Origin of the sequence: Kitasatospora sp. NPDC091257 (genome assembly GCF_044757675.1) — a bacterium.
Taxonomy (GTDB): Bacteria; Actinomycetota; Actinomycetes; order Streptomycetales; family Streptomycetaceae; genus Kitasatospora; species Kitasatospora lactacystinica.
This window is the reverse complement of sequence record NZ_JBIVVI010000165.1, coordinates 1-10608: the sequence shown is the minus strand read 5'-3', so window position 1 is coordinate 10608 and position 10608 is coordinate 1. Positions and strand designations below refer to the sequence as shown.

General features: G+C 74.2%; 11 protein-coding genes. 9 read left to right on the top strand and 2 right to left on the bottom strand.

The features are described from left to right. Together ACIQOV_RS10680 and ACIQOV_RS10675 are read left to right on the top strand one after the other, a co-directional pair. The coding region (locus ACIQOV_RS10680) for a phage baseplate assembly protein V (protein ID WP_401047202.1) at positions 1-725 on the top strand (725 nt) is incomplete at its 5' end. Positions 726-776: 51 nt separating this feature from the next. Further along, complete coding sequence (locus ACIQOV_RS10675) at positions 777-1223, top strand: GPW/gp25 family protein (RefSeq protein ID WP_401047200.1); 447 nt, start codon at positions 777-779, stop codon at positions 1221-1223. A 537-nt stretch (positions 1224-1760) separates the two neighbouring features. Here the strand turns inward: ACIQOV_RS10675 and ACIQOV_RS10670 are convergent. Continuing rightward, positions 1761-2942 (bottom strand): ABC transporter substrate-binding protein, encoded by a 1182-nt coding sequence (locus tag ACIQOV_RS10670; protein ID WP_401047197.1) that lies wholly within the window; start codon positions 2940-2942, stop codon positions 1761-1763. A gap of 96 nt (positions 2943-3038) precedes the next feature. Between ACIQOV_RS10670 and gcvPA the strand changes: the two genes are divergently transcribed. The 6 genes from gcvPA to ACIQOV_RS10640 all read left to right on the top strand — a co-directional run bounded on the left by gcvPA (position 3039) and on the right by ACIQOV_RS10640 (position 9608). Beyond that, positions 3039-4397 carry an aminomethyl-transferring glycine dehydrogenase subunit GcvPA gene (gcvPA, locus tag ACIQOV_RS10665; RefSeq protein WP_401047195.1) on the top strand — a complete coding sequence of 453 codons (1359 nt, stop codon included), beginning with the start codon at positions 3039-3041 and terminating at the stop codon, positions 4395-4397. Further along, positions 4394-5992, top strand: coding sequence for an aminomethyl-transferring glycine dehydrogenase subunit GcvPB (gene gcvPB, locus ACIQOV_RS10660; protein WP_401047192.1), 1599 nt, complete (start codon positions 4394-4396; stop codon positions 5990-5992). Before gcvPA ends, gcvPB begins: the two co-directional genes overlap by 4 nt. Next, a complete protein-coding gene (locus tag ACIQOV_RS10655) occupies positions 5989-7164 on the top strand; it encodes an ATP-NAD kinase family protein (protein ID WP_401047189.1) in 1176 nt (391 codons plus the stop codon). The genes gcvPB and ACIQOV_RS10655 overlap by 4 nt, the downstream gene beginning before the upstream one ends. 20 nt (positions 7165-7184) lie before the next feature. After that, the gene (locus ACIQOV_RS10650; protein ID WP_401047186.1) at positions 7185-7931 is read left to right on the top strand and encodes an SDR family NAD(P)-dependent oxidoreductase; all 747 of its coding nucleotides are present in this window, start codon (positions 7185-7187) and stop codon (positions 7929-7931) included. 100 nt (positions 7932-8031) lie between these two features. Further along, entirely contained in the window at positions 8032-8685 is a 654-nt protein-coding gene (locus tag ACIQOV_RS10645) for a GntR family transcriptional regulator (protein WP_380548517.1), read from the top strand. Between the two features lie 287 nt (positions 8686-8972). After that, entirely contained in the window at positions 8973-9608 is a 636-nt protein-coding gene (locus tag ACIQOV_RS10640; protein ID WP_401047183.1) for a DUF4937 domain-containing protein, read from the top strand. Between the two features lie 161 nt (positions 9609-9769). Here the strand turns inward: ACIQOV_RS10640 and ACIQOV_RS10635 are convergent, their stop codons facing one another. Then, the gene (locus ACIQOV_RS10635) at positions 9770-10255 is read right to left on the bottom strand and encodes a hypothetical protein (RefSeq protein ID WP_401047180.1); all 486 of its coding nucleotides are present in this window, start codon (positions 10253-10255) and stop codon (positions 9770-9772) included. Between the two features lie 42 nt (positions 10256-10297). Between ACIQOV_RS10635 and ACIQOV_RS10630 the strand changes: the two genes are divergently transcribed. Next, positions 10298-10608: hypothetical protein (locus ACIQOV_RS10630; RefSeq protein WP_401047178.1), on the top strand; the 311-nt coding region annotated here is incomplete at its 3' end.

Here is a 10608-nt window from a genome sequence, read left to right as displayed (position 1 = left end):
CGGCCACCTCCTGCCGGCACACCTACGACCGCAAGCACGGCTACCTCACCGAGGTCCGGGTGGACGCGCCGCCCGCGCCGGTGGTGCCGCCCCCGCCGCCGCTGTGCAGCCGGGGCGTCGCCGTCGGCCAGGTCACCGACATTCGCGAGCCCGGGCAGGGCAGGCGCGGCGCCGTCCGCCTGAAACTGCCGTGGCTGTCCGAGAGTTACCAGAGCGACTGGGTCCGCACCGTGCAGTGGGGCGGGCTCGGTGGGGGCGGCGTCTTCGTGCCGGAGGTCGGTGACGAAGTGCTGGTGGCCTTCGAACACGGGCGGCTCGACCGGCCGTACGTGATCGGCGGGCTCTACAACGGCAAGGACGAGCCCAGCCCGGACGACCTGCCACTGGTGGACGCGACCAGCGGGCGGGCGAACCGGCGGTCCATCGCCGCCCGCACCGGCGACCGGGTGGAACTGCTGAGCACCGAGACCGGACCGCGGGGAGTGCGGCTGCGCAGCGGCGACGGCCGGCTCACCGCCCACCTCGACCGGGGGGAGACCAGCATCAGCCTCACCGCCGGCGACCCCGGCCGCGAGGTGCTGGTGCGGCTCGACGGGCGCGAGGGCGGGACGGTCACGGTGGACGCCGGCGACGATGGCACGCTCGTGCTGCGCGGCGGGACCGTGCGCATCGAGGCCGGATCGATCGAACAGCACGCCGGGCTCGGCAACGGCGGCAGCACGTAGGGGCGGGCGCCCCGATGACACCCGCAGGGCCACACGAGGAGGAGCACCGCAGTGGACAGCACACCCCCGACCGCGACACCGGACATCATCGGCGCCGGCTGGAGCCACCCGGCCCGGCTGACCCCGTCCGGGACGGTCGCTCTGGCCTCGGGCGCCCTGGACGTGGAGGAGGCCATCGGCATCATCCTGCGCACCGTGCCGGGGGAACGGCCGATGCGCCCGCAGTTCGGCTGCGACCTGTACCGGTTGCTCTTCGCGCCGCTGGACGCGGGAACCGTGGCCCGCGCGGAGCACGCGGTCCGCACCGCGCTGGACCGCTGGGAGCCGCGCATCACGGTCGAGGACCTGGGCTTCGCCACCGACAGCGAGCGCGAGGGCGTCCTCTACATCGACGTCCGCTACCGCCTGCGGGCCACCAACGAGCCCCGCAACCTGGTCTTCCCCTTTTACACCCTGCCCCAGGAGCCCGTCCCGGCCGCGGCGGGTGGGACGTCGTGACGGCGGAACCCGGGCTCCCCGTGCCCGATCTGGACGACTGGCCGTTCCAGGCGATGGTCGACGCGGCCAAGCGCGCCCTGCCCGGCCGGGCTCCGCACTGGACCGACCACAACGTGTCCGACCCGGGCGTCACCCTGCTGGAGTCCTGCGCGGCCCGGGTGGACACCCTGCTCTACCGGGTCGGTCGGACGACCCCGGGCCAGCGGATGCGGCTGCTGCGGCTGATGGGGATCCGTCCGGCGCCCGCGACTCCGGCCCGTTACGCCGTCCGGCTGTGCTCCCGCGGCGCCCGGACGACGGTGCCGGCCGGCACCCCGCTGACCGTCCCCGGCCGCGGCGCCCTCGTGCTGACCACTGTCCGCCAGGTCACCGTGCCCGCGGCCGACGAGGGGGTGTCGGTGGAGGCGGTGGAGGTGCCGGAGCGGATCAGTGATGAACTCGGAGTCTCCGACGGGACGTCGGGGCAGCGGTTCGCCACCGGTAGGCGGCCGTGGAGCGGACCGGGGGACAGCCCGCCGTACTCGCCGCTGGAGGAGCTCACGGTCGGAGGGAGCGTCTGGCCGGCGGTGGGCGGCTTCGCCCGCACCCGGCCCGATGAGGCGTGCTACCTGTGGGACGAGACCGCGGCCGAGGTGGTGTTCGCCCCCAGAGGAACGCCCAGGCCGTCTCCGGGTTCCGGCTCTGCGCGGTGACGCACAGGGTGGAGCCGCCGCTGTTGGAGGTGCGGGTGCCGCCGGGGGCGAAGGCGGGCAGCGGGACGACGCCGAACTTGCCGCTGAGGTCGGCCATTTCGGTGGTGAGGGTGCCGTCCCACCAGGCGGCGGTGGGGGTGGTGGCGGCCTTGCCGTCGTGGGTGCCGGAGACGAACCCGTCCCAGCCGTTCTCGAAGTCCACCAGGTCGCGGTCGACGAGCTGTTTCAGCAGGGTGAGGGCGCGTTCGGCGGCGGGGGTGGCGACGGCCACTTTGCCGTCGGTGAACCAGCGCTGGCCCTGTTGCTGGAGCAGCATGGCGAAGAGGCTGTCCTGCTTGGCGTCCAGGATGAGCATCTTTTTGCCGGTGGCGGCCTTGAGGGCGGTGCCGGCGGTGACGTAGTCGTCCCAGGTGGCGAGGCCCGCCGGGTCGATGCCGGCCTGCTGGAAGAGGTCGCGCCGGTAGAACAGGGCGCACGGCCCGCTGTCCCAGGGCAGCGCGAGGACCCGGCCCCGGGCGTCCGCGACGGTGCGCCAGGAGGCCTGCGGGTACTGGGACTTGAGGTCGGCGGCGCGGCCGGTGAGGTCGACCAGGGCGTTCGGGAAGTTGCCGATGTAGGTGGGGAGTTTGTGGCCCTCGACGGTGAGGATGTCGGGCAGGCCGCTGCCGGCGCCGAGTCCGACGGTGATCTTGTCGTAGGCGTTGTCGTAGCCGATGTCCACCACCTCGACGGTCGTTCCGGGGTGGGCCTGTTCGAAGACCTTGCCGAGCCGCTGCATGGCCTTGGCGGCGACGTCCCAGGACCAGATGGTGACCTTCCCGGCGAGGGTGGCGCCCGGGCTGCCGGCGAGCTGCTTGGCGCTGGTGCCGCCGGCGCCGCCGGTCGCGCAGCCGGTGGCGCCGGCCAACAGCAGGGCGCCGCCGGCGAGTCCGGCGGCGAGGATCCGGCGGCGTGCCGGGCCCGCACTGAATCCGCCCTGGTCGACGGCGAGTTGGGGATGTTTTTCGTGCCGGGTTTCTGCGGACATCTTGCCTCCCGACTGGTGAATGCCGAATGCTGTATACAGAACTCAGCATTCACAACCCCGTCAAGGCTTGTGACTGAAATCGCGGAAGGTGCCAGCATGAGCACACGCGTCCCCCGAACCCACCCGTACATCCCCAACTCCGCCCCGCAGGTGAGGAAAGCGATGCTGGCGGCGGTCGGCGCCCAGGACGTCGAGGAGTTCTACGCCGACATCCCCGCCGCCCTCCGACTGGACCGCCCGCTGCGACTGCCCGAGCCGCTCGGCTCCGAGGCCCGGCTGGTCGCCCACATGGAGGAGCTGCTCTCCCGCAACACCGCCGTCCCGCCGGGCCGCAGCTTCCTCGGCGCCGGCTGCTACCGCCACCACGTGCCCGCCGTGGTGGACGAGATCGTCAACCGCAGCGAGTTCCTCACCGCCTACGCGGGCGAGCCGTACGAGGACCACGGCCGCTTCCAGGCGCTGTGGGAGTACCAGTCGCTGATGGCCGAGCTGCTGGCCGTCGACGTCGTCAACGTGCCGACGTACGACGGCTTCCAGGCCGCCGCCACGGCGCTGCGGATGGCCGGACGGGTCACCGGGCGGCGCCGGCTGGTGCTGGTCGGCGCGATCGACCCGGACCGGCTCTCCCGGATCCACGACTACGTCCGGGGCATCCACGAGCTGGTGCCCGTCCCCGCCGAGCCCGCCGCCGTCCGGGCGGCCCTGGCCGAGGGCGACGTGGCCGCCGTCTACGCCCAACTCACCGACCACGACGGCCTGGTGGACCACGAGCTGCCGCAGTACATCGAACTCGCCCACGGCGCCGGGGCGCTGGCCGTCGTCCACGTCAACCCGATCAGCCTCGGTGTGCTCACCCCGCCCGCCGAACTCGGCGCCGACCTCACCTGCGGCGACCTCCAGCCGCTCGGCATCCACCCCGGCTACGGCGGCGGCAACGCGGGCTTCATCGCCAGCGCCGACGACGAACGCCTGGTCGCCGAGTACCCCAGCCGTTTGTTCGGGCTCACCCCCACCGACGTCCCCGGCGAGTACGGCTTCGGCGACGTCGCGTACGAGCGCACCTCCTTCGCGCTGCGCGAGGAGGGCAAGGAATGGGTCGGCACCGCCGCCGCCCTGCACGGCATCGCCGCCGGGGTCTACCTCGCGCTGATGGGCCCGCACGGCATGCGGGAGATCGGCGCGACGATCCTCGCCAACACCGCCTACGCCCGCCGACGCCTCGCCCTCGTCCCCGGCATCGACCTGGCGGACCCGCAGGCCGTGCACTTCGCCGACTTCACCGTCCGCTACACCGGCGAGCGCACCGCCGCCGAGATCTCCGAGGCGCTGCTCGCCCACGGCCTGCACGGCGGCACCCCGGCCGGCCCCCACCAGGGCCGCTACTGCGTGACCGAGCTGCACACCCGGGCCGACATCGACCGCCTCGCCGACGCGCTTGAGGAGATCGTCAAGTGACGAACCACCCGAACACCGGGTCCGTGGACCCGCGGATCGCCCCCAAACCCGCCCTGCGCCGCTTCCACCAGGCCCGCTGGGACGAGAAGCTGATCTTCGAGCTCGGCGCGCCCGGCGAGCGCGGCGTCCTGCCCCCGCTGCCCGAGCCCGCCGTCACCGCCGCCGTCGGCGACCCGGCCGAACGGCTGCCCGCCGCACTGCGCCGCAGCGCCCCGCCCGCCCTGCCCGAACTCGGCCAGCAACAGGTGCTCCGGCACTACCTGCGGCTCTCCCAGGAGAACCTCGGCGCCGACCTCAACGTCGACGTCGGCCAGGGCACCTGCACCATGAAGTACAGCCCCAAGGTCAACGACACCTTCGTCCGCGACCCCAGGATCGCCGCCCTGCACCCCGCACAGGACGCCTCCACCGTCCAGGGCGTCCTCGAACTCGTCCACCGGCTGGAGCAGCTGCTCAAGGAGATCTCCGGCATGGACCGGGTCAGCCTCCAGCCCGGCGCGGGCTCGGCGGCGATCTGGACCAACGTCTCGGTGATCCGCGCCCACCACGCCGCGCGCGGCGAGCTGGAGCAGCGCGACGAGATCATCACCACCGCCTTCTCCCACCCCTCCAACGCCGCCTGCGCCAAGACCGCCGGCTTCCGGGTGATCACCCTGCACCCCGACGCCGACGGCTACCCCGACATCGAGGCGCTGCGCGCCGCCGTCGGCCCGCGCACCGCCGCACTGCTCATCACCAACCCCGAGGACACCGGCATCTACAACCCCCGGATCGCCGAGTTCGTCCGGATCGTCCACGAGGCCGGCGGCCTGTGCGCCTACGACCAGGCCAACGCCAACGGCATCCTCGGCATCACCCGGGCCCGCGAGGCCGGCTTCGACCTGTGCCACTTCAACCTGCACAAGACCTTCTCCACCCCGCACGCCTGCGGCGGCCCGGCCGCCGGCGCGTGCGGCGTCACCGCCGAGCTGGCACCCTACCTGCCGCGCCCCACCGTCGAGTTCGACGGCGAGCGGTACGTCCTGGACGACGACCGGCCGGACTCGATCGGCAAGATCCGCCCCTACCTGGGCGTCGTCCCGAACCTGGTGCGCGCCTACGCCTGGATCACGGCCCTGGGCGCCGAGGGGCTGCGCGAGGCCGCCGAGACCGCCGTCCTCAACAACAACTACCTGCTGCACCGGGTACGGCAGATCCGCGGCGTCTCCGTCCCCTACGCCGAGGGGCGCCCCCGGGTCGAACAGGTCCGCTACAGCTGGCAGCAGCTCAACGAGGACACCGGCCTGCACAGCGAGGACCTCGGCTACCGCGCCGCCGACTTCGGCACCCACTACTGGACCAGCCACCACCCGTACGTCGTCCCCGAGCCGATGACCCTGGAGCCCACCGAGTCCTACTCCCGGGCCGACCTGGACGAGTACGCGGCGATCCTCGCCGAGGTCGCCCGCGAGGCGTACGAGGACCCGGAGACCGTCCGCACCGCGCCGCACAACTCCACCGTGCACCGGATCCGGCACGAGCCGCTGGACGACCCGGCGGTCTGGGCGGTCAGCTGGCGCGCCTACCGCCGCAAGGTCCTCGGCGAGCAGCCGTGACCTCCGCCCCGAGCCCCCGGATCGGGCTCGTGGTCAACCCGGTCGCCGGCCTCGGCGGCCGGGTCGGCCTCAAGGGCAGCGACGGCGCCGAGGTCCAGCGACGGGCCCTGGCACTCGGAGCCCGCCCGCAGGCCGTCGCCCGGGCCGCGCTGACCCTCCGGCGGCTGCCGCCCGACGTGGACCTGATCACGGCCGACGGCGCGATGGGCGTCGACGCCGCCCGGGCCGCCGGCCGCACCGCACGCGTCGTCCACCGGCCCGGCGCGGCGGACACCACCGCCGACGACACCCGGGCCGCGGTGCGCGCCCTGGTCGCGGCCGGCGCCGGACTGCTGCTGTTCTGCGGCGGCGACGGCACCGCCCGCGACGTCCTGGACGCCCTCGGGCCCGAGCCCCGCCTGCCCGTGCTCGGCATCCCGGCCGGGGTCAAGATGCACTCCGCCGTGTTCGCCGTCCACCCCCGGGCCGCCGCCGAGGTCGCGGCGGCCTGGGCCACCGGCCGGGGCGTGCGCCTGGAGGCCGCCGAGGTGGTGGACCGGGACGAGGCCGCGCTGCGGGCCGGCCGGGTCTCCGCCCGGCTCCACGGCCGGCTGACCGTCCCGGTGCTGCCCGCCCGGGTGCAGCAGCGCAAGACCGGCAGCTCCGGACCCGACCCGGGGACACCCGCCGGCCTCGCCGCCGAGGTCGCCGAACGGGTCGGCCCCGGCGGGCTGCTGCTCCTCGGACCCGGCAGCACCACCCACGCGGTGGCCACCGCGCTCGGCGCGCCCGGCGCCAGCCTGACCGGCGTCGACCTGCTGCGACTCGGCCCCGGCAGCGCCCTCGGGCCCGGCCGCTCCGACGGCCTCGCCACCGCCGCCCGGATCCTGATCCGCGACGCCCGGGCCGACCAGCTGCGCGCCCTGCCCACCACCCCCCACATCGCCCTCTCCCCGATCGGCGGCCAGGGCTTCCTGCTCGGCCGCGGCAACCAGCAGCTCACCCCCGAACTGCTGCGCGCCGCGGGCCGGGAGAGGCTGCTGGTGCTCGCCACCGAGGCGAAGCTCGCCGCCCTGGCCGGGCGCCCGCTGCTGCTCGACACCGGCGACCCCGACCTGGACGACGCCCTCGCCGGCCACGTCCGGGTGATCACCGGCCGCCGCTCCGGCGCCGTGTACCGCCTCTCCGCCTGACCCCTGTAGAGGAGTTCCCCATGATCGACCTGCACGGCAAGCGCGCGATCGTCACCGGCGCCGCCTCCGGCATCGGCCGGGCCACCGCCGCCCTGCTCGCCGAACTCGGCGCGGCCGTCGTCCTCGCCGACCTCGACACCGAACGCGGCGAACGGGCCGCCAAGGAGATCGGCGGCACCTTCGTCCGCTGCGACGTCTCCCGGCGCGCCGACTGCGAGCAGGCCGTGCGCACCACCGTCGAACAGCACGGCGGCGTCGACGTGCTGTTCAACAACGCCGGCATCATCCGCCGCTCCACCGTCACCGGGATCAGCGACGAGGACTGGGACCTGGTGATGGCCGTCAACGTCCGCTCGATCATGCTGCTCAGCGGACTCGTGGTGCCGCTGATGGCCGCGAACGGCGGCGGCAGCATCGTCAACACCGGCTCCGGCTGGGGCATCAGGGGCGGCGGCCGGGCCGTCTCCTACTGCGCCTCCAAGGGCGCCGTGGTCAACATGACCCGGGCGATGGCCATCGACCACGGCCCGGACAACATCCGGGTCAACTGCGTCTGCCCGGGCGACACCGACACCGGCATGCTCGCCGAGGAGGCCCGCCAGCTGGGCGAGAACCCGGACGCCTTCTACACCGACGCCGCCGACCGACCGCTCGGCCGGATCGGCCAACCCCGGGACATCGCCCAGACCGTGGCCTTCCTGGCCAGCGACGCCGCCGCCTTCGTCAGCGGCGCGGTCATCGCCGTGGACGGCGCCGGCACCGCCTGACGCCCGCGAACCGTACAGCACCGCAACCCCGTACGACGGCCGGGCGACGGCACGCGTCGCCCGGCCGGTACGCTACGGACCGAGGAAGAAGGGACGTTTGATGGCGATCGAGCGGCGGCCGCTGCGCGAGCAGGTGAAGGACGAACTCCTGGAGCAGCTCGGCCGCGGCCGGTTCACCCCCGGCGAGTCGATCAACGAGGTCCAGCTCGCCGAGGAACTGGGCGTCAGCCGAACCCCCCTGCGCGAGGCCCTGATCAGCCTGGAACGCGAGGGCATCATCACCAGCGAGCGCGGCAAGGGCTTCCGCTTCGCCCCCACCGGCAAACAGGAGTTCCTCGACCTCACCGCGATCGTGATCGCGCTGGAGTCACTGGCCCTGCGCACCTCCGACCCGGCCCACCTGGCCGAGATCGCCCCCAGGCTGCTCGCCGAGGCCCGCGCCTTCTCCGCCCCCCAGGCCCCGCACGGCACCATAGAGCGCTACGACGACGCCTGGCACGCCCTGCTGCTCTCCGGCTGCGCCAACGCCCGGCTGCGCGAGATGATCGAGTCGCTGAAACTCACCCTGCACCGCTACGAGCGGGTGGTGGTCGGCGACCACGAGATCCTGGAACGCGCCGCCGAGGAGCACGAGCGGATCGCCCAGTGCCTGCTCGAGGGCGACGTCGACCAGGCCGTCACCGCCCTGGAGGCCAACTGGACCAGCGGCATGGAACGCATCCTGGACCGCCTGCCCCCGGTCGCCGCGCTCTGAACGCCCGGTCACGTCCAGCGCGTTCACTCCGGGGAACACCGGGATCACGACCGGATGCGGCAGGCGGGGTGCGTCGTTCATGCCCACACTCTCGCCCGGCGGCAGTGAAGGCGGCAATGACGGGACTCTGCAACATCCGGACAGCACGGCATCCGGGCACCACCGCATCCCGTCAGCGCCGCATCAGGCCACGGCCCCCGACGCAGGCCCTACGCCCCTGGTCCGACCGCCCCCGGGACCAACGCCCGATTGCCTCTCCGCCGCCTCCCCGCAGCATGATGGCCCGCATGATCGGCAAGTGGATCGACTGCCGGGTTCGCCCCGGAGCACGCGAGGCGTTCGCCGCCGGACAGCGCCGCTGGTCGGCGATCTCCGACCGGCCGGGCCTGGTCGGCCAGACCGGCGGCTGGGCACCCGGCGCCGACCGCGCCCTGCTGCTCGCCCTGTGGAGCGACGAGCCCGCGTACACCCGCTTCATGCGCGAGCGCCACGACCGGGCCGCCGCCCACGCCGACCAGCGCTCCAGCTGCACGGGGATCGAGGTCGCCACCGGCCCGGTCGTCCTCACCATGCCGGGCGCGGCCCCCTCCCTCCCCGCCGCCCTCGCCCGCGCCACCGTCCTGCGCGCCGCCGACTGCCGGCTCCACCCCGGCCGCACCGACCACTTCCTCGACGTCCAGCGCGAGCTCTGGGCCCCGGGCATGGCGGCGGCGGACGGCATGCTGGGCGGCACCGTCACCCGCCTCACCCCCGAGCGCCACCTCGTCACCACCCTCTGGACCACCCCCGCCGCCCACCACGCCTACACCACCCACCACCTCCCGGCCCTGCTCGCCCGCGCCGGCGTCCCCACCGACGTCCACACCCTGACGGGACACCTGCTCCCCCTCGAACCGTCCTGGCACATCGGGGCCGACGCCTGAACCACCGCCATTTCCGGAAAGAACGCGCTGGGCGGGCTGCTCGACACGCGGGCGCAGCGGACGTGCCGGCCCGCCCGCGCATCCCGGGCGGCCCGTAACGGCGGCCGGCGAACCGCTGGGGAACCCCGGCAGCGCCGGGCGGCTGCCACTGCTGCTGCTGGTCAGACCGCGAACCAGCGCCCGACGGCCGTCCTCAGCTCGGCCTGTTCGGCCGGGTCGGGGCGGGGTGAGCCGCCGGCCCAGGCCACGTAGCCGTCGGGGCGGATCAGCAGACCGGTGAGGCCGGCCGGGCCGCCCTTCGCGACGACGACCTCGACGGCGTCCTGGTCCTCCGCCAGTGCGGCTGCCAGCGACTGGCCCTCGGTCAGGTCGATCAGCAACGGCCGGGCGCTTCGGGCGAGTTCGGCGATCCTGGCCTTCCCCGTCCCGGTGGTCAGTTCCAGCTCCGGTGCGAACCGGCCGACTGCGGGGTGGGGTCGGTGATGCCCATGTCGTAGCGCACGTCGGTGCCCGCGGTGAGGTCGGCGAGGTGCTGGACGACCTCCTGGTGGGTGAGCAGTTCGGCGAAGAGTTCGCGCAGCGGCGGGCGGGCCGCACGCGGCGGTCCGGTCCTCCCCGGCCCGCGCCGGGCGGGGTGTCGGAGGCACGCTCTACGCTCCCCCGCACCTACGAGTTCTGGGGAAGACCGGATGTCCTACGACGATGTCGAGTACCTGCCCGCACTGATCACGGCCCTGACCGATCCGTCCGGGGAGAGGTGGAGCGTCGACGGCTGGCGGATCGAGCGGATCGGCCTGGTCCGGGGGGCCGCCGACCACGGCACGATCTACGACCCGCTGGGCCCGGAGGGCACGGGCTTCCCGATGCGGCCCGGCGGCACGCCGGTCTATCTGGTCTCCCGCGAGGACGCGCCCGAGCACCCGGTGGCCGCTCTGGTGCACCCCTGCGAGACCGTCCCGGTCCGGACCGAGGAATGGGGCGACCGGGTGGCGACGCCCTC